Origin of the sequence: Rosenbergiella nectarea, from assembly GCF_900111105.1 — a bacterium.
GTDB classification, from domain to species: Bacteria; Pseudomonadota; Gammaproteobacteria; order Enterobacterales; family Enterobacteriaceae; genus Rosenbergiella; species Rosenbergiella nectarea.
In genome coordinates, this window is the sequence record NZ_FOGC01000011.1 from 20,686 (window position 1) to 40,502 (window position 19,817).

The following is a 19,817-nucleotide window of genomic DNA, read 5'->3' on the forward strand; positions in this document are numbered from 1 at the left end:
TAGGTAGCGTCCTAAGACTTCCGTAACAATAGGAAACTCCTGCATGAATCAGAGTCTGCTCGTGACTAAACGCAATGGCCAGCAAGAACGTATCAACTTGGATAAGATACACAGAGTACTTGATTGGGCTGCTGAGGGATTAAACAACGTCTCCGTTTCACAAGTTGAACTACGCTCTCATATCCAGTTTTATGATGGCATAAAGACTTCTGATATCCATGAAACCATCATCAAAGCGGCGGCGGATCTGATTTCGCGCGATGCGCCAGACTACCAGTACCTGGCCGCCCGCCTCGCTATTTTCCACCTGCGTAAAAAAGCCTACGGTCAATTTGAACCGCCGGTCTTACTCGACCATGTCAAAAAGATGGTCGGGCTGGGTAAATACGATGCCCACCTGCTGAACGACTATACAGAAGAAGAGTTTGCTGAACTCGACAGCTACATCGATCACTGGCGTGACATGAACTTCTCTTACGCCGCGGTGAAGCAGCTTGAAGGCAAATATTTAGTTCAAAACCGCGTCACCGGTGATATCTACGAAAGTGCGCAGTTTTTATATATCCTGGTCGCAGCGTGCCTGTTCTCTGCTTATCCGAAAGAGTCTCGCCTCGATTACATCCGTCGTTTTTATGATGCCGTGTCGACCTTTAAAATTTCCCTGCCTACGCCAATCATGGCTGGAGTGCGGACCCCGACCCGTCAGTTTAGCTCCTGTGTGCTTATCGAATGCGGCGATAGCTTAGACTCGATTAACGCAACCTCGAGCGCTATCGTTAAATATGTCTCACAACGTGCCGGGATCGGCATCAATGCTGGCCGAATTCGTGCATTAGGTAGCCCAATCCGTGGCGGTGAAGCTTTCCATACCGGTTGCATCCCTTTCTACAAACACTTCCAGACTGCCGTGAAATCCTGCTCGCAAGGTGGAGTCCGTGGCGGTGCCGCGACACTGTTCTACCCTATGTGGCACCTGGAAATTGAAAGCTTACTCGTGCTGAAAAACAACCGTGGTGTCGAGGGTAACCGTGTACGTCACTTAGATTACGGTGTACAGATCAATAAACTGATGTATCAACGTCTGGTGAAAGGCGGCGACATCACCCTGTTCAGTCCATCGGATGTACCAGGGTTGTACGATGCCTTCTTTGCTGACCAAGCAGAATTCGAGCGTCTTTATACACAGTACGAAGCGGATGACGCCGTTCGTAAGCAAAAAATCAAAGCCGTCGATCTCTTTGCCCTGATGATGCAAGAGCGGGCGTCAACGGGCCGTATCTATATTCAAAACGTTGACCACTGCAACACTCATAGCCCGTTTGATCCGGCGGTTGCCCCTGTGCGCCAGTCGAACTTATGTTTAGAAATCGCGCTGCCAACGAAACCGTTAAACGATATCAATGATGAAAGTGGTGAGATTGCGCTCTGTACACTGTCTGCCTTTAACTTAGGCGCGATCAACGATCTAAGCGAGCTAGAAGAGTTGGCGACCCTCGCCGTGCGTGCGCTTGATGCCCTGCTTGATTACCAAGATTACCCTATGATTGCCGCAGAACGCGGAGCGATGGGTCGTCGTACGTTGGGCATAGGAGTGATCAACTTTGCTTACTACTTAGCGAAACATGGTAAGCGTTATTCCGATGGGTCGGCGAATAATCTGACGCATAAAACCTTTGAAGCGATTCAATACTACTTATTGAAAGCCTCAAACCAATTAGCGAAAGAAGCAGGTGCCTGCCCATGGTTCAACGATACGACCTACGCTGCAGGGATCTTACCGATCGATACCTATAAGAAAGATTTGGATGCGATCAGCAACGAACCTCTGCATTTAGATTGGGAAAGCTTACGTGAAGAAATCAAGACGCATGGCTTACGTAACTCAACGCTTTCAGCGCTGATGCCATCAGAAACCTCATCACAGATTTCTAACGCAACCAATGGTATCGAACCCCCACGCGGCTATGTCAGTATCAAAGCCTCGAAAGACGGTATTTTACGCCAAGTTGTTCCAGAATATGAGCGCTTACAAGACCAGTATGAGCTGCTGTGGGAAATGCCTTCCAATGATGGATACTTACAGCTTGTCGGGATTATGCAGAAGTTTGTCGACCAAGCGATCTCTTCAAACACTAACTATGATCCAACGCGTTACACCGGTGGGAAAGTCCCGATGCAGCAGCTACTCAAAGATCTGCTGACGGCGTACAAATTCGGCGTCAAAACACTTTACTATCAAAACACGCGTGACGGTGCCGAAGATTCCCAAGAAGATCTGTTACCTGAAGCGGAAGACGATGGCTGTGCAGGCGGAGCATGTAAGATCTAATTACTGAACCGGCTTAAGGTAAGCAGGCAATGCCCTGCTTACCTTCAACATTTTCTTATTTGCTAATGATTGGGATACCTCAATGGCTTACACCACATTTTCACAAAACAAAAACGATCAGCTCAAAGAGCCGATGTTCTTTGGTCAACCCGTCAATGTTGCGCGTTATGACCAACAAAAATACGAAATTTTTGAAAAACTGATTGAAAAGCAGCTCTCCTTCTTTTGGCGTCCTGAAGAAGTCGATGTCTCACGCGATCGGATCGATTTTCAAAAACTTCCTGAACACGAACGTCATATCTTTTTAAGTAACTTAAAATACCAAACGCTATTGGATTCGATTCAAGGCCGTAGTCCAAACGTTGCGCTGTTACCCATAATCTCTATTCCTGAACTGGAAACGTGGGTCGAAACCTGGGCGTTCTCCGAAACGATCCACTCACGCTCTTACACCCACATTATTCGCAACATCGTCAACGACCCGGCACTCGTGTTTGACGATATCGTGACGAATGACCAGATCCTGCGCCGTGCTGAAGATATCTCTAAGTACTATGATGACCTGATCGAAATGACCAACTACTGGCATCTTTTAGGTGAAGGGGACCATCAGGTTGCAGGGAAAACCGTTACCGTTTCGCTGCGCGAGTTGAAGAAACAGCTTTACCTCTGTCTGATGAGCGTCAACGCCCTTGAAGCCATTCGCTTCTACGTTAGCTTTGCCTGCTCGTTTGCGTTTGCCGAACGAGAACTGATGGAAGGGAATGCGAAGATCATCCGTCTTATCGCACGTGACGAAGCCCTGCACCTGACGGGGACTCAGCATATGTTAAATCTATTGCGTAGCGGTGAAGATGACCCGGAAATGAAAGAGATTGCTGCTGAGTGTGAGCAAGAGTGTTTTGAGCTGTTTAAAAAAGCTGCTGAGCAGGAAAAAGAGTGGGCGGAATACCTGTTCCGTGATGGGTCGATGATCGGCATGAACAAAGATATTCTCTGCCAATACATTGAATATATCACCAATATTCGTATGCACGCCGTGGGACTTGAACTGCCGTTCAAAACCCGTTCTAACCCGATCCCTTGGATTAACTCATGGTTAGTCTCCGATAACGTGCAGGTAGCTCCGCAAGAAGTTGAAGTCAGCTCTTATCTTGTTGGCCAGATCGACAGCGTTGTCGACACTGACGGTTTCAACGACTTCGAACTGTAATGATGGCGACTAAACCCGCGCGCATAGTACTCACTCATTCTGGGAAGATGGTGGAGCCGGAGCTTCATCATTCCAGCTTGTTACAGACCTTAGAGCATCACCAGCTCGAGGTCGAGTTTCAGTGTCGCGAAGGTTACTGCGGCTCTTGCCGAGTGAAATTATGTAAAGGACAGGTTTGCTATGCGAGTCAGCCCTTAGCCTTTATTCAGCAGGGTGAAATTCTCCCCTGCTGCTGCCAACCCGATGGCGATATTGAGATCGAGCTGTAGCCTCGTCAATGTCGACTTAATCAGCGATAAGCTCCAGACCTTGATAGATAAGGGTGACCGGTTGGCCTGATAACCACCGATGGACTAAGTACATCGCCTGCAATACCACCACTTCCTGTAGCCGGTGCGGCGCAGCCAACAGTGCATCGGAAATCACTGCCTGAAGAGTATATGTCTGCTGAGGCGTAGCCAAAATAAATCCGATTTCACGACGATTGGCCAAGGGACTTATCGCGAGGAAAAGGGTTTGTGCTGCGGGCTTCTCGGACAAGGGTGCGGCCCAAGTCTCTAGGTCGATAATCTCTTCAGTTCCAGTGATCTGGGTGCCACCGAGCGCAACGCCGCCATTGGCCAATGTCCAATTGAGCAATCCGGCTGAAAACCCTTCATTTAACTGTAATCGATAATGATGCTCGCTCAGCCAAGTTGCGATCTCTGCCGCGAAGCTTCCCTTTCCTTCGAAGAGCGTAAAATCGCTGACTCTGGCCTTAATAACTTGCCAACAGGCTTCCATGTCAGCAAGTTGAGTTTGGTAACCGCTCAGTTTGATCTCCACGATAGGCGCTGCTGCACGATAGCCTAACGTTGCCTCGGCGGGCAGGCTGATATCTGCCAATAACGCGGCAATAAAACTTTCTCCACGACCAAAAGTGGTCAACCTTAAGCAGGATAATTTCTCCGGCAGGGGAAAGTATTGGGCAAGCCTTGGTAATACCTGCTCAGTGATCATTAATTTGAATTCAGCCGGCGGTCCTGGCGTAAAAAAGATCTGGCAATCATTAAGCTCAAGGCGAAAACCACAAGCAGTCCCGTTACCGTTCGGCAGCATTTCTGCCGTATCAGGGTTATCGGCTTGTTTAAGGTTAATGGCTGCCATCTCCCTTCCCCGACGTTCAAAGAAGGCCTTCAGTTCTCTCAACCACTCAGCATTACGGACTAAGCCGACGCCTGCTGCCTGTGCCGCGGCTTGGGCAGTAAAATCATCGCTAGTGGGACCTAGTCCACCATTAACGATTAATACGTCAGCGACTCGGCTGCGTTGTTGAAGTGTCTGCACCAGCGTCAGCAGACAATCTCCTGAGGTCGTGCGAAAGGTCATCGCGTAACCGGCTTCATAAAAAGTGTTAGCGAGCCAGACAGCATTGGTGTCGACGATTTCACCATGGAGTACTTCATCGCCAGTAGACAACATTTCGACCTTCACAGAGACGACCTCATTTTCGTTAACGTTTAGTCGAAACAATACCGCAAATCATCCCTGCTGCCCATCCTAATGCGAGCGTGCGCCATGGACATTCGGTCACGAATTGATTGACACAACGCGCCCGGCGGCGACTTCTTGCGATTAGCCCTTCTTTATTGGCCTCGAGCGATTCTCGGGCGTGGTCGAGCGCTTGTTCAGCTTTGGCTTTTACTCCTAGATAGTAGGTGTCGGTTAGGTCGACTTCCGCTGCCAGTAACGCCTCAACACTCTCCGCTAACGCGGATAATTGCTGCTGTAGTTGCTCCTGCTGCTGTTTCTTAGACATACGCTCTCCTCATACGATTAAAGTCAGTGGGTAACAGTCGGCGTCATGCACGCTTTTCACTGATCAGTGCTACGCTTTATTAATCTTAGCATACGCTGCTTATCCCTTAATTTTATGCAAGAATATCGGCGGACAAGATTACTCTGAAAAGCAGTAGTAAAACGAATTTTAAGCACGCTATAGTATCTGAAAGTTATCCATCGCGGAGGAGAGCTTCCTCCATTCTTTCATAGCTCTAAGGAAATGTTTTCGGCATGAATCGTAGAAAGTTTGTTAAAGCCTCAGTCGCATTATCCACCCTCGGTGGCCTTTCTGGGATCTCAGGATTGTTGTCAAATCAAGTGTGGGCAGCGGATGGGATTGCCGATGGCACAGCCAAAAAATTCAGCTTCGATAAGCTTAAAGCGCACGCCAAACAGATGGCCAGCAGCTCTTGGTCCGGTGCGCCAGGTGCCCTACCTGCGACCTTAGCCAACCTAACACCACAGGCCTACAATAATATTCAATATGATGCCAAACACTCGTTATGGGCTAACGTACCGCATCGTAAGCTAGATGTTCAGTTCTTCCATGTTGGGATGGGCTTCAAGCGTCCAATCAGAATGTTTTCAATCGATACCGCCAGCCAAGATGCGCGGGAGATCCACTTTAGACCTGAGCTGTTTAATTATCATGACGCTAATGTCGATGTAAAACAGCTACAGGGAAAAACTGACCTTGGCTTCGCAGGGTTTCGTGCGTTCAAAGCCCCAGAACTGGCACGTCGCGATATTGTCGCGTTCTTAGGCGCTAGCTATTTCCGTGCCGTGGATGACACCTTCCAATATGGCTTATCGGCACGCGGCGTTGCGGTAAATACCCTTACTCAACATGAAGAGTTCCCGGATTTCACGGCATTCTGGTTCGAAACGCCAAAAGCCGATGCCACCACTTTCGTGGTCTACGCTTTACTGGACGGCGCTAGCCTGACCGGTGCGTACAAATTTACTATAGCGTGCGAAGATAAACGCACTGTGATGAAGATTGAAAACAGCCTCTACGCACGCAAAGATATCGAACAACTGGGTATCGCGCCGATGACCAGTATGTTTAGCTGCGGGACCAACGAGCGCAGAATGTGTAATACCTACCACCCGCAAATCCACGACTCGGACCGCCTCGCGATGTGGACAGGTAAAGGCGAATGGATCTGCCGTCCGCTGAATAACCCACGTCAGTTATCGTTCAATGACTTTACTGATGAAAACCCGAAAGGCTTCGGGTTGCTACAACTCAACCATGACTTCAATGATTATCAAGATGTCATCGGCTGGTACGACAAACGTCCAAGTCTGTGGGTAGAGCCGGTCGGAAGCTGGGGCAAAGGCGCCATTAATCTTATGGAGATCCCAACAACGGGTGAAACGCTCGATAACGTTGTCTGTTTCTGGCAACCTGCTACGGCGCTCAAAGCGGGCAGCGAAGCGAGTTTCGCGTATAACCTCTACTGGAGTGCCCTACCACCGGTCGAGAGCAACTTATCTCGCGTTGTCGCCACGCGTACCGGTATGGGTGGATTCCCTGAAGGCTGGGCACCTGGCGAACACTTCCCTGATACCTGGTGTCGTCGTTTTGCTGTCGACTTTACCGGTGCTGAGTTGAAAGACGCTGCACCGAAAGGGATTGAGCCTGTGATCACCGTCTCTTCAGGAACCTTTAAACAGGTTGAAATTCTTTATGTCGAGCCAACGAATACTTATCGTATTCTGTTTGATTGGTATCCCAACAGCGATAGTACAACGCCTGTTAACATGCGAATGTTCCTGCGTACTAAAGATCAAACGCTCTCTGAAACCTGGTTATATCAGTACTTCCCACCGGCGGCCGATCAACGTCAATACGTTGATGACCGTAAGATGACTGCTGGAAACTAATCCTCTGTTCCGAGCCGCTCTAGCGGCGACTCGGAAAATACCGCTAACTTTTCGGCCCTACCTTATCGACCTTTGGTCTCCACAAGAATTAGCGATAGTAAAAGTAGACAAGCTTCGAAATCATCACCTATCATTACTTTATTCTCGCTTGATTCTTAACATAAAAAAGGAAATCGCTATGCGTAAGGCTAGTTTATTAATTATTGGAATGTTAGTGAGTGGTACCGCGATGGCAAACATGGCGGCTGGTCAATCAGAAGGTGAGCAAATTGCCGGCGTTTGCACCCATATCAAACTGAATGCACACGCTATCGCTGAAAGCGATGCCAACACCATGAATGTCGGCAATGAGGTGCGTTTAGCTTTTAACCATGTGTTAAAAAATAACCCGCAACTCGCGCAAAATCCGACTGATGCTAAAGTCGAACAATGCAAACAATTAGTCGGTCAATCGCTGCATCACCTGAAAAGCAAATCTTTATAACAGTATTTAAGATAACAGTCCGAACCTTGGGCTGTTATCTCTTTCTCTCACGCTTAGGCTTTACCAAGATCATCGTCTATCAACTAGGATGTCAAGGCTTACGAATATCCAGTCCTGCTTGAGGCCCACTTTGCTGTAAAATGTATTTCCCCTTCTCTTTATCGAAAACCCGCTCTTGTACTGAAGGCCTTGCAGTAGGCGTTATTGAAAAGTCGGAAGCTTCGCTTCGAACGGCGTTCTCAAGCGCATAACACCGCTCATTATTAATACGCGATCCACGGCATTCCAATTCTGCATGAATTTTCAGCACCACGCTGCCATCGCCCTTGTAAGTGCCTAAACCACGACACAATTCATCATTCGTCCAGGTCGACAATTTTTCCTCGGTAATAGAGGAAGGGTTTGCACAACCGGTGACCGCTATAATCCCCAGCGGAAGGAGTAATTTTATAAATCTCATCGTTCATCCTTGAAAAAGCCGTTATGGGCATAACTGTAAGAAAGATTTTTGCGAGCGTTGACGAGGTATTATAACACTAATGAGAGCTAGCGATCGGCGGGAGCTTGCACCTACTCAACACGAGGTTTTTCGGTGCAAATAGAGTCTTAATAATCTTACAGCAGTGGCTGCGCCATCTGTACCAAGCTAATCAGCGGTTGAGGGTAGAAGCCCGCTACAATAATCACTACGGCTGAGAACAGTACCACAATGCCGCCAGCGGTATACGCCCAATTATTGTTGGTATCACGACTACGCTGCTCTGGACCTTTTAAGAACAGACTGACGGTAACCCGCAAGTAGTAATAGAGGCCGATTGCACTCCCTACCACCACCGCAGCGGTTAACCACCAAAGCTGAGCCTGTACACCATTCGCTAACAGATAGAATTTACCGATAAAACCGAAAGTTGAAGGGATCCCTGCTAAAGAGAGCATCGAGACCGCCATCACACTGGCCAGCACAGGGCGCTGCCAGAATAACCCACGGTAAGAGTAAAGCGAGTCCGTATCGCTACCATTCGCCGGTGAAGACATTAGGCTGATCACGCCGAAGGCAATGAGGCTACTGAACAGATACCCGATCAGATAAACCCCAGTCGCTTCCAAAGAAAGTTGATGAGATGGCGTAGCAATCAAGGCAATCAATAAATAACCAAGGTGGGCAATCGACGAATAGCCCATCAATCGCTTGATATTGCTTTGAGAGAGCGCCATCAAGTTACCCACTAACATAGACGCTAAGGCGATAACAATGAGTACCACACGAATCGACTCATTATCGGCGACCGGGATGGAGACAAATAAGCGAATCAGTACCGCAAAAATTCCAATTTTACTGGCTGTGGCAAGAAAGGCTGAAACCGGTGCGGGTGCGCCTTGGTAAACATCGGGGGTCCACAAGTGGAAAGGCACCAAGGACAATTTAAAGCCAAGACCGATAATCAACAGACCAAAACCCGTAATCAATAGCGATTGCTCGACCACGCCATCCGTCAGTGCCTTCGCTAAGGCTGGGAAACCAAGACTGCCGCTTGCCGCATAAATCAGTGCAATACCGAACAGCATAAATGACGAGGCCGCCGCAGACAGGATCATGTACTTAAGCGCCGCTTCCAGAGAACGTTTTTGTTGGAAGGCATAACCGACCAGGCCAAATAGCGGCAGCGACAGCAACTCTACCCCAATAAACAGTGAAGCAAAGTGATCCGCATACGCTAAGACTATCCCACCAAGGCCCGCGATCAGGACGAGTAGATAAAATTCATCTTTGTGGTCCGTATAGCGCTCCAACCAACGGTAAGCAAACGTACAAGTGGCGAGGCTCGCTAAAATCACTAGACCGCTATAGAAAAAAGCGTAATGGTCTGCTCTTAATAAATCCGTCACCGTTGTAACAGGTTGATGCGCAGGGATCCAGAGGGAGAATAGCGCAAGGTTAAGCCCAATCACCGTCAGCGTAGCGTTTAGAAAATGATTGCGACGCCAAGCAATGGATAGCATCACGACTACCACAGTTAATCCAACGATTAACATCGGCAGCAGTGAGATCAATTGTTGAGAAGTTATTGTCATGGCGGATTACTGCCTTGTCATTGTAAGTGAAGCGTTAAACCAGTGCTGAATGGCACCCATGGTTGACGAAGACGTATCGAGAATCGGTTGCGGGAAAATCCCCAGTAACACGACCAATACGACTAGGATCAGGATCATGGTGAATTCGCGTGCATTCATTGCCGCCAGCGGTGTCTCGGACTTTGGCGCGCCGTAAAAGGCGCGCTGCATCATGATTAATGAGTAAACCGAGGCAAACACTAGGCCAAAGGTCGCAATCACGATAATCACTGGCACCACTTGGAAACTGCCGGTTAAGATCATAAATTCACCGGCGAAATTACCCGTGCCTGGCATACCGAGATTGGCCACGGCGAAAAACAGCGACATCGCGGGGATCCATTTAATACGCGCCCACAATCCCCCCATCTGACGCATATCGCGCGTGTGCAGACGCTCATACAGTTGTCCACAGAGAATAAACAGCGCCGCCGAAGATAGGCCGTGTGCAATCATCTGAACGACCGCGCCCTGGTAGGCAAGTTGGCTGCCGGTAAAAATAGCGATAACGACGAAGCCCATATGCGAAATCGAGCTATAGGCAATCAGACGCTTGATATCGGTTTGGGTGAAAGCCATCCACGCACCATAAAAGATGCCGACCAAGCCGAGTCCCATCGCAATGGGGGCAAACTCTGCCGAGGCTTGCGGGAACAGTGGCAGGCTAAAACGCAACAACCCATAGGCCGCAGTTTTTAACAAAATACCCGCCAAATCGACTGAACCGGCTGTCGGTGCTTGGCTGTGTGCATCCGGTAACCATCCATGCAGCGGAACGATCGGCATTTTCACCGCGAAGGCAATAAAGAAGCCTAGCATCAGTAAATACTGAACATTGTGCGACATCGGCGTGTTTAACAGTTGCTCATACGCAAAGGTCCAGACCCCGGTTGCCGAATAATGCGTGAACACTAACCCGAGGATCGCAATCAACATCACAAGACCCGATGCTTGGGTATAAATAAAGAACTTAGTCGCAGCCGAAATGCGTGTCTTCCCGTCAGAGGCTTTATGTCCCCATAAGGTAATCAGGAAGTACATCGGCACCAGCATCAGTTCCCAGAAGAAGAAGAAGAGGAACATATCCAGGGAGAGGAACACTCCCATCACGCCACCTAAAATCCACATTAGGTTTAAGTAGAAAAAGCCTTGGCGCTTCTGGATCTCTTGCCAGGAACACAGTACTGCCATCAAACCGAGCAGTGCAGTGAGCACTACCATTAATAGCGATAAGCCATCGATGGCGAGATGGAAAGTAATCCCAAAACGTGGGATCCACGCCGCAGTAAACGAAGACTGCCAGTGATCAACGCCAGCCGTCTGAGTGAATGAAAACCCACCTTGCGACCAAAGTTGCAAAGCGAGTGCTAGCGTTAGCCCCATTGTGACAAGCGCAATCCAGCGCGGTACTTTAACGCCTAAGCGTTCAGCCAGCCAGCAGAGTAAGCCGCCAACGAAGGGGAGGATAATTAGCCAAGGTAGTAACACGGCGTAGAGTTCCCTTTTTTAGTGATTTTGAGTCACATTGCTCAAAAAATTTACGCTTGGAGGTAAAGGCGACCATTAATTCGCCCTTACCTACGCACCCTAGATCACCAGCAGTAACGCTAGCACAACCACTGCACCGATACCCATTGACGCCAAGTACCAACGCAGATAACCATTTTCACCGACCACTAATCCACGATTAAACAGACGGGAGAACACAGCAAAGAGATTCATCAACGCATTAAGCGGATCGGACTTCAGTAACCAGCCTACTGCTTTAAATGTCTTCACAAACAGTAGGTCGTAGAGCCAATCGAATCCCCATGCCGCAAACCACCACGTCGACAGGAAGCGTCCTGGTCCACTCGCGGCCACGGCATTGACTAAGCGGCGCTTTCCTAACCATAACGCTGCCGCAATCAGAATACCGATAATGGCTACGCTACCCGACACCATCTCAAGCATCTCTTTTCCTTCAGAGGAGAAATGATTCTCTGGCAACACCCCCGCTAACGGCGGCGTAATCATGGCCCCCACGAAGGTCGATAACACCAATAGCACCAGCAGCGGCAGGTGGTGAGTAATCCCTTTACCAGCGTGTGCCTTGATCTTCTCTTCGCCATGGAAAACGATAAAAATCATGCGGAAGGTATAGATTGAGGTTAAGAACGCCCCGACTAAACCAGCAATCATTAATCCTTGATGACCATTGGCCAGTGCACCAAACAGAATTTCATCTTTACTGTAGAAACCTGCGGTAATAATCGGTAACGCCGACAGCGCCGCGCCGCCCACCAAGAAACAGATATAAACCAGTGGAATGGATTTACGTAACCCGCCCATTTTGAAGATATTCTGCTCATGGTGACAAGCCAAAATGACCGAACCTGAGGAGAGGAAGAGCAATGCTTTGAAGAAGGCGTGCGTCATTAGGTGGAAAATAGCAGCATCCCACGCTTGGACACCCAGTGCCAAAAACATGTAGCCGATTTGGCTCATGGTTGAGTAGGCTAATACCCGCTTGATATCGGTTTGTACCAGTGCCGCAAAACCTGCCAGGACTAGGGTGACTGCACCGACGATCCCCACCAAATGCAGGACTTCAGGAGTGAGCAGGAATAAACCATGAGTACGGGCGATAAGATAAACCCCTGCCGTTACCATGGTTGCGGCGTGGATCAGCGCGGAAACAGGCGTTGGACCAGCCATCGCATCCGCTAACCATGTTTGCAAGGGAAGTTGCGCCGATTTACCGACGGCTCCCCCTAATAACATCAAGGTCGCCCACTGCAACATATGATTATCTGCAGCGAAATGTTGTGGTGCGAGTTCCACCACTTCACGGAAGTTTAACGTTCCTAATTCGTTATAAACGATAAACAAGGCGAAAGCTAAGAACACATCCCCGACACGGGTGATGATAAAAGCTTTCATCGCCGCTTTACCGTTATCAGGATTGGTATAGTAGAAACCAATTAATAGATAGGAGCATAGCCCTACCCCTTCCCAACCCAGATACATCAACATTAGGTTATCGGCGAGTACCAACACCACCATGCTGGCAATAAACAGGTTGGTATAAGCGAAGAAACGCGAATACCCCTCTTCACCGCGCATGTACCAGGAAGCGAACATATGAATGAAGAAGCCCACCCCGGTGACCACCGATAGCATGGTCATTGACAGACCATCTAGCGTGAAGCGCACGGGAATGTTGAACGGTGGTACGCTCATCCAAGTCCACAGCGTTTGTTCAAATACGGCGCGCCCGTGAGCGAAGAAGTCCATCCCAACATAAAGCGTCGTTAACGCAGCGAGTCCAATCGAACCGATTCCCACTGTCGCAGAGAGATTTTCACTCCAACGGCCACGTGAGAAGGCCAATAAGACGAAGCCAATTAAGGGAAAAAGGACGGTTAAATAGAGTAAGTTCATCCGCGCATCTCGCTCACTGAGTCAATGTTGAGTGTCTGACGACGGCGATGGAGTTGGAGTAATAAGGCTAGGCCAATACTTGCTTCCGCCGCAGCTAAACTGATGGCCAAAATATACATCACTTGCCCATCCGCTTGTCCCCAATAGCTTCCTGCCACCACCAATGCTAAGGCTGCCGCATTGATCATGATCTCAAGTCCAATCAGCATAAACAGCAAATTGCGACGTAGGATAATTGAGGTAAACCCCATGACGAACAAAATCGCCGCCAGAATTAAGCCATGTTGTAACGGGATCATGAACGGTTCTCCTTCTCGTTATCCGCCCGATCATCTTCGCGGTTAGCTAATACTTCACCCCGGCGCTCTTCGCGACCCATGTGATACGCCACCACGACACCGGCCAGTAATAACATCGACGCTAGTTCAACCGCCAACACATAAGGGCCGAATAAGCTGATACCCACTTCTTTTGCCGCAATCACCGTTCCATCGATACCTTGATCGTTAATGGTCAGAATCGATCTGACGATAACCACTAGTAGCAACAGAGCAATGGCACCCGGCCCAATCCATAAAGAAGGCTTCAGCCACTCCTGTTCTTGTTGCACAGTACTCTTACCTAAGTTGAGCATCATCACAACGAAGACAAACAGCACCATGATGGCACCGGCATAGACAATAATTTCTAATGCACCGGCAAAGTAAGCCCCAAGTGAGAAGAACACGCCAGCAATGGCTAATAGCGACACGATCAGGTAAAGCAACGCATGAATCGGGTTGCTATGTGTAATGACGCGTAGCGTTGCAAGAATGGCAATAATGCCGCAAAGATAAAACGCAAATTCCATGCCCGACTCCTTAGGGTAATAAGCCTTTCACATCGATAGGTTTGGCTTCGTTTTCTGCAGAGCCCTTCTCTTTACCGTCAATCGCCATGCCTGCCATGCGATAGAAGTTATATTCAGGATATTTACCGGGACCTGAAATTAATAAATCTTCTTTTTCGTAGACAAGATCTTGGCGTTTAAACTCCCCTAGCTCGAAATCGGGCGTCAATTGAATCGCTGTCGTAGGACAGGCTTCTTCACAAAGGCCACAGAAAATACAGCGAGAAAAGTTAATACGAAAGAACTCGGGATACCAACGGCCATCATCCATCTCCGCTTTTTGCAGCGAAATGCAGCCTACCGGACAGGCAACCGCGCATAAGTTACAGGCGACACAACGTTCTTCACCATCAGGATCGCGCGTTAGCACGATCCGTCCACGATAGCGTGGCGGTAAATAGACCGGCTCTTCCGGGTACATCTGTGTCTCACGCTTGGCGAAGGCATGCATCCCAATCATCCAAATACTTCGGACTTGGGTTCCAAAACCCACCACTATATCTTTTATTTTCATGGTGTTATTCCTTACTGCGCGCTATAGAGAATGACGGCTGCGGTCGCCAGTAAATTCAATAACGTTAGCGGCAAACAAACTGTCCAACCAAAAGTCATCACCTGGTCATAACGTGGACGAGGCAGCGCCGCACGGATCAAGATAAACATCATCATAAAGAAAGCTGTTTTCAAGGCGAACCAGATAAACGGCGGTAACCAAGGTCCATGCCAGCCCCCAAAGAACAGGGTAACGATCAGCGCGGAAACGGTGGTGATGGCCACATACTCACCGACGAAGAATAAGCCAAACTTCATCCCGGCATATTCGATGTGGTAACCATCCGCGAGTTCTTGCTCGGCTTCCGGTTGGTCAAAAGGATGTCGGTGACAGACGGCAACGCCCGCGATACAGAATGTAACGAACCCGAAGAATTGCGGGATGATATTCCATAGATGCGCCTGACTGTTGACGATATCCGTCATGTTGAACGATCCGGCTTGTGCCACAACGCCCATCAAGGATAACCCGAGAAACACTTCGTAACTGAGTGTCTGGGCTGACGCCCGCATCGCGCCCAATAACGAGTATTTGTTATTACTCGACCAGCCTGCAAACAGCACGGCGTAGACAGCCAAACCTGCCATCATCAAGAAAAACAGCAAACCGATGTTTAAATCCGTCACTTTCCAGGTTGGCGAGACGGGGACGATCACAAAGGCCAGCAGTAAGGAGACAAAGGCAATAACCGGTGCCATGGTGAAAATGGCACGGTCGGTAAAAGGAGGTACCCAGTCTTCCTTAAAGAACATCTTGATCATATCTGCCGCGAGTTGTAATGATCCGCCCCAGCCCACACGGTTAGGCCCGTAACGGTTCTGGAACAGGCCCAACAGACGACGCTCAGCAAAACTCATGAATGCGCCACATGCCACGACCACCAGTAGAATCACCACCGATTTTACGACTTGCAGAATGACATCTATCACCTCAGGTGTGAACCAGCTCATGCTTGTGCCTCCTGCAACATCTCCACCTCTGCCCCACTCAAGTAAGGGGGGATACCTGGCATACCAACGGGAAGTCCCACCAAGCCTTGCGTTAAGGTTTCAGAGAGACGTAACGGTAATGTCATCCCCACCCCTAGCGCATGCAAATTGACGGATTGACCCGCTTGAAGTCCTAACTTTTGTGCATCTTCAGGGTGTAACACCACTTCCGCAGGGGCGGTACGCTGTGCAAAGACGTCGGAGCGTTGAGAGAGTTCTTCACTGCCAAACAGACGCCATAACGGCACGACACGCCATTGTGCTTGTGGATGATACGCCGCCGGGATAGCGGTAAACCACTCTCCACCACCGCCTTGCCCATCGAATAAACGCACACCTGGATCACCGTGGCGTAGGTGCCCACCCACTTCGTCTTGGAACTTATTCCATGCTTGCGGCGAGTTCCAACCTGGCGACCAGGCGAACGGGATTTGTGAACGTGGTGCTTGTGGCTGGTTGTTACCTTCCATTGAGAAGGCGAACATGGTGTCCTTATCTTGCGGCTGACGCGGTTCATGCACGCTAATGTTAGCGCGCATCGCCGTACGTCCGCTCGAACGATGCGGTGAACGTGCCAGTTTCTGACCACGAATACGGAATGACGCATCGGGGGCAGCCTCTTTGATGGCATTGAGGAAAGGTTTTTCCGCAATCACGGCATCAATAACATGGTCGAGCTGTGACCAATCGGTTTCCCGACGATTGACGGCGCGCTCTAACGCATGAAGCCAGCGCCAGCTCTCAAGCTGGGTCACCGTAGTGTCATAATAGGCCGGGTCATACACTTGGAAGAAACGTTGCGCACGACCCTCTTGGTTAATCAAGGTGCCATCCGCTTCAGCGAAACTGGCCGCAGATAAAATAACGGAAGCTTGCGCCAAGGTTGGCGTTGCTTGGTGGTCAAGCACCACGACCTGTTCAGCGCGCGTGAGTGCGGCATCCACAACGTTAGCAGGGAGGTGACGGTAGAGATCATTCTCCATCACGACCACCGCATCGGCCTCACCCTCGGCAAGCAGATCCAACACCGATTCCAGCGGTTTACCGCCCAGTAATCCAAGCCCGATACTGTTAGCTTGCGGGGCCAGTAGCGTAATACCGACATCGCTACCTTGTGCCTTTAGTGCTAGAGCAACGTTCGCGGCGGCATGTAGGAGGTCATCACTCCCGGCATGAGTCCCCGCAATGATCAGCGGTTTTTTAGCGCCACTTAAGGCTTGGACGATCACATCAACCTTGCCGGTCAAGCGGGTATCAAAATCACTCACTGCGGGCGCCGAACCATCTATCGCATGAGCGATCGCAAAGCCCAGTCTGGCTTGATCTTCTACCGCTGCACAGTAATTCCATGCCGCAATGTCATCAAGGCGAGTCGGCTGTGCCGTGGTCATAAAGAGGGGATGTTTTGCGTGCTGTCCGATATTAAGAATCGCCGCGATCTGCCAATCGGCCACTTTTTGCGCGGCGGCTAATTCGCGAGCCTTACCCTTGACCGCTTGGCGCACAGAAAGTGCGACACGGGCCCCGACCTGCGTCAAGTCTTCACCTAATACCAACACCGCATCGTAGTGTTCAATTTCACGCAATGATGGTGTATAGAGGCCACGGTTTTGCAGAATATCAACGATTAACTCCACCCGACGCTGCTCAGCAGCAGTCATGCCAGTAGAGAAATTGTCCGCACCCACCAATTGTTGTAAGGCGAAATTACTTTCTACGCTGGCGCGGCCAGAACCGATGCCGACCACGCGTTTCGCCTGGCGGAGCAGATCCGCGCTCGCGGTGATCGCTTGATCAGCGTTCATCGTTACCCAGTTATCGCCGTGGCGTAACTGCGGGTGACGAGGACGATCTTCACGATTGACATAGCCATAGCCAAAGCGGCCACGGTCACAGAGGAAGTAGTGGTTCACGCTACCATTAAAGCGGTTTTCAATACGACGCAGTTCGCCATAACGCTCACCGGGGCTAGTATTACAACCGATGCTGCATTGATGACAGATGCTTGGTGCATACTGCATATCCCATTTACGGTTATAACGTTCAGAGTGCGTTTTATCGGTGAATACGCCAGTCGGACAGACTTCGACGAGGTTGCCTGAGAATTCACTCTCTAAAGTGCCGGATTCAGTACGACCAAAGTAGACATTATCGTGGGCACCGTAAACGCCAAGATCGGTGCCGCCTGCATAATCTTTGTAGTACCGCACACAGCGATAACACGCAATACAGCGGTTCATCTCATGAGAGATAAACGGCCCTAAATCTTGGTTTTGATGGGTACGTTTGGTGAAACGATAGCGACGGAAGTTATGACCGGTCATTACGGTCATATCTTGAAGATGACAGTTCCCACCTTCTTCACATACCGGGCAGTCATGCGGGTGGTTGGTCATCAACCACTCCACCACGCTTTCTCGAAATTCACGCGCTTCAGCATCATCAATCGAGATAAAGGTGCCGTCGGCAGCGGGTGTCATACATGACATCACAAGACGTCCACGAGTATCTTCCGCATTTTGATACTGCTTTACCGCGCATTGACGACACGCACCGACGCTACCCAGTGCTGGGTGCCAGCAAAAATAGGGAATATCAAGGCCCATGGAGAGACAAGCTTGAAGCAAGTTCTCTGCACCATCTACCTGATATTCTTTTCCGTCTACATGAATTGTAGCCATAGTCAACATGCTCAAGTAAGGCTCGGTTTGACGCGAGCGTTAAACATTAATACTTATTTTTGTGTGATCGCTGGCCCTAACGGGTTAGCGTTCTACCAACGGCTTTTTAATAAGTTCGGTTGAATCCCGCTGATACTGCGTGTATTGCCAAAAACTTGCGGAGCAATGCCCGCTTCGAACTCTTCCCGGAAGTATTTAATCGCACTCTGTAACGGTTCAACCGCTCCTGGTGCGTGGGCACAGAAGGTTTTTCCCGGGCCTAGCTGACGACACAGTTGCTCGAGGGTTTCAATATCACCAGGCTGACCTTTACGCTGTTCTAACGCGCGCAAAATTTTGACGCTCCACGGTAAACCGTCACGGCAAGGGGTACACCATCCACAGGATTCACGGGCGAAAAACTCTTCCAAGTTACGTACCAAGGAAACCATGTTGATTTCATGGTCAACCGCCATGGCCAAGGCAGTACCTAAACGGCTGCCCGCTTTACCAATACTGGCAAATTCCATGGGTAGGTCTAAGTGGGACTCTGTTAAGAAGTCAGTCCCCGCCCCGCCAGGTTGCCACGCCTTGAAGCGCAAGCCATCACGCATTCCGCCTGCATAATCCTCTAAGATTTCCCGAGCAGTGATCCCAAAAGGCAGTTCCCACAGCCCAGGGGTCTTGACTCGCCCGGAGAAGCCCATCATTTTGGTGCCTGCATCTTCACTTTTCGAAAGACCTTTGTACCACTCAACACCGTTCGCTAAGATGGCAGGAACATTCGACAGCGTTTCAACGTTGTTTACACAAGTCGGTTTCCCCCAGACGCCTGCGCTGGCAGGGAATGGCGGCTTAGACCGTGGATTGGCGCGACGCCCTTCCAAAGAGTTAATTAGGGCAGTTTCTTCCCCACAGATGTAGCGTCCTGCACCGGTATGTACAAAGAGTTCAAAATTGAAGCCAGTGCCAAGAATGTTCTCGCCCAACAGACCCGCTTGCTTGGCTTCTTCGATTGCGCGACGCAGATTTTCGGCTGCCTCAACGTATTCACCCCGTAAGAAGATATAGCCGCGATAAGCCTTTAGCGCGAAGGCGCTGATGAGCATCCCTTCCACCAATTGGTGGGGCATTTGCTCCATCAATAGACGGTCTTTGTAGGTGCCCGGCTCCATTTCATCCGCATTGCACAGCAGATAGCGAATGTTCATCGACTCATCTTTCGGCATCAGGCTCCATTTCAATCCCGTGGAGAAGCCTGCACCGCCACGTCCTTTCAGGCCTGACTCTTTTACCTGCGCCACGATATCATCGGGAGACATCCCGCCTAGCGCTTTACGCGCCCCGGCGTAGCCGTTTTTAGCACAGTACTCATCGAACCAGACCGGTTGTTTATCGTCACGAAGACGCCAGGTCAGAGGATGGGTTTCCGCGGTACGGATAATGGTTTTGAT

17 protein-coding genes are annotated in these 19,817 nt (G+C 49.9%); 5 read left to right on the forward strand and 12 right to left on the reverse strand.

Annotated features, from left to right (window positions below; genetic code table 11):
• Nucleotides 1–43 precede the first annotated feature (43 nt).
• The 3 genes from nrdA to yfaE all read left to right on the forward strand — a co-directional run bounded on the left by nrdA (nucleotide 44) and on the right by yfaE (nucleotide 3,811).
• Nucleotides 44–2,329, forward strand: a complete 2,286-nt coding sequence (nrdA, locus tag BMX14_RS12925) for a class 1a ribonucleoside-diphosphate reductase subunit alpha (RefSeq protein WP_092677439.1) — start codon at nucleotides 44–46, stop codon at nucleotides 2,327–2,329.
• Between the two features lie 82 nt (nucleotides 2,330–2,411).
• The gene (nrdB, locus tag BMX14_RS12930) at nucleotides 2,412–3,542 is read left to right on the forward strand and encodes a class Ia ribonucleoside-diphosphate reductase subunit beta (protein ID WP_092677441.1); all 1,131 of its coding nucleotides are present in this window, start codon (nucleotides 2,412–2,414) and stop codon (nucleotides 3,540–3,542) included.
• 2 nt (nucleotides 3,543–3,544) lie between these two features.
• Complete coding sequence (gene yfaE / locus BMX14_RS12935) at nucleotides 3,545–3,811, forward strand: class I ribonucleotide reductase maintenance protein YfaE (RefSeq protein WP_092677608.1); 267 nt, start codon at nucleotides 3,545–3,547, stop codon at nucleotides 3,809–3,811.
• Nucleotides 3,812–3,827: 16 nt separating this feature from the next.
• Here the strand turns inward: yfaE and BMX14_RS12940 are convergent, their stop codons facing one another.
• Nucleotides 3,828–5,003 carry a CinA family nicotinamide mononucleotide deamidase-related protein gene (locus BMX14_RS12940; protein WP_092677610.1) on the reverse strand — a complete coding sequence of 392 codons (1,176 nt, stop codon included), beginning with the start codon at nucleotides 5,001–5,003 and terminating at the stop codon, nucleotides 3,828–3,830.
• 31 nt (nucleotides 5,004–5,034) lie between these two features.
• Nucleotides 5,035–5,340, reverse strand: a complete 306-nt coding sequence (locus tag BMX14_RS12945) for a DUF883 family protein (protein WP_092677442.1) — start codon at nucleotides 5,338–5,340, stop codon at nucleotides 5,035–5,037.
• 254 nt (nucleotides 5,341–5,594) lie between these two features.
• On the opposite strand from BMX14_RS12945, the gene BMX14_RS12950 reads away from it, so the two are divergent.
• Both BMX14_RS12950 and BMX14_RS12955 read left to right on the forward strand, forming a co-directional pair.
• Complete coding sequence (locus BMX14_RS12950) at nucleotides 5,595–7,253, forward strand: glucan biosynthesis protein D (RefSeq protein WP_092677444.1); 1,659 nt, start codon at nucleotides 5,595–5,597, stop codon at nucleotides 7,251–7,253.
• Nucleotides 7,254–7,431: 178 nt separating this feature from the next.
• Complete coding sequence (locus BMX14_RS12955; protein ID WP_092677446.1) at nucleotides 7,432–7,737, forward strand: hypothetical protein; 306 nt, start codon at nucleotides 7,432–7,434, stop codon at nucleotides 7,735–7,737.
• A gap of 91 nt (nucleotides 7,738–7,828) precedes the next feature.
• Here the strand turns inward: BMX14_RS12955 and BMX14_RS12960 are convergent, their stop codons facing one another.
• The 10 genes from BMX14_RS12960 to nuoF all read right to left on the reverse strand — a co-directional run bounded on the left by BMX14_RS12960 (nucleotide 7,829) and on the right by nuoF (nucleotide 19,817).
• Complete coding sequence (locus tag BMX14_RS12960; RefSeq protein WP_092677448.1) at nucleotides 7,829–8,197, reverse strand: hypothetical protein; 369 nt, start codon at nucleotides 8,195–8,197, stop codon at nucleotides 7,829–7,831.
• A gap of 155 nt (nucleotides 8,198–8,352) precedes the next feature.
• A complete protein-coding gene (gene nuoN / locus BMX14_RS12965; RefSeq protein WP_092677450.1) occupies nucleotides 8,353–9,810 on the reverse strand; it encodes an NADH-quinone oxidoreductase subunit NuoN in 1,458 nt (485 codons plus the stop codon).
• Nucleotides 9,811–9,816: 6 nt separating this feature from the next.
• Complete coding sequence (gene nuoM, locus BMX14_RS12970; RefSeq protein WP_092677452.1) at nucleotides 9,817–11,337, reverse strand: NADH-quinone oxidoreductase subunit M; 1,521 nt, start codon at nucleotides 11,335–11,337, stop codon at nucleotides 9,817–9,819.
• A gap of 99 nt (nucleotides 11,338–11,436) precedes the next feature.
• Nucleotides 11,437–13,272 (reverse strand): NADH-quinone oxidoreductase subunit L, encoded by a 1,836-nt coding sequence (gene nuoL / locus BMX14_RS12975; RefSeq protein ID WP_092677454.1) that lies wholly within the window; start codon nucleotides 13,270–13,272, stop codon nucleotides 11,437–11,439.
• Entirely contained in the window at nucleotides 13,269–13,571 is a 303-nt protein-coding gene (gene nuoK / locus BMX14_RS12980; RefSeq protein WP_048912308.1) for an NADH-quinone oxidoreductase subunit NuoK, read from the reverse strand. Before nuoK ends, nuoL begins: the two co-directional genes overlap by 4 nt.
• On the reverse strand, nucleotides 13,568–14,122 hold the full coding sequence (gene nuoJ / locus BMX14_RS12985) for an NADH-quinone oxidoreductase subunit J (protein ID WP_092677456.1): 555 nt from the start codon (nucleotides 14,120–14,122) through the stop codon (nucleotides 13,568–13,570). The genes nuoK and nuoJ overlap by 4 nt, the downstream gene beginning before the upstream one ends.
• Before the next feature lie 10 nt (nucleotides 14,123–14,132).
• Nucleotides 14,133–14,675 (reverse strand): NADH-quinone oxidoreductase subunit NuoI, encoded by a 543-nt coding sequence (gene nuoI, locus BMX14_RS12990; protein WP_048912310.1) that lies wholly within the window; start codon nucleotides 14,673–14,675, stop codon nucleotides 14,133–14,135.
• An 11-nt stretch (nucleotides 14,676–14,686) separates the two neighbouring features.
• Nucleotides 14,687–15,664: an NADH-quinone oxidoreductase subunit NuoH gene (gene nuoH, locus BMX14_RS12995; protein ID WP_092677458.1), complete on the reverse strand. Its 978-nt coding sequence runs from the start codon at nucleotides 15,662–15,664 to the stop codon at nucleotides 14,687–14,689.
• A complete protein-coding gene (gene nuoG / locus BMX14_RS13000; protein WP_092677460.1) occupies nucleotides 15,661–18,384 on the reverse strand; it encodes an NADH-quinone oxidoreductase subunit NuoG in 2,724 nt (907 codons plus the stop codon). Before nuoG ends, nuoH begins: the two co-directional genes overlap by 4 nt.
• A gap of 92 nt (nucleotides 18,385–18,476) precedes the next feature.
• On the reverse strand, nucleotides 18,477–19,817 hold the full coding sequence (gene nuoF / locus BMX14_RS13005) for an NADH-quinone oxidoreductase subunit NuoF (RefSeq protein WP_092677612.1): 1,341 nt from the start codon (nucleotides 19,815–19,817) through the stop codon (nucleotides 18,477–18,479).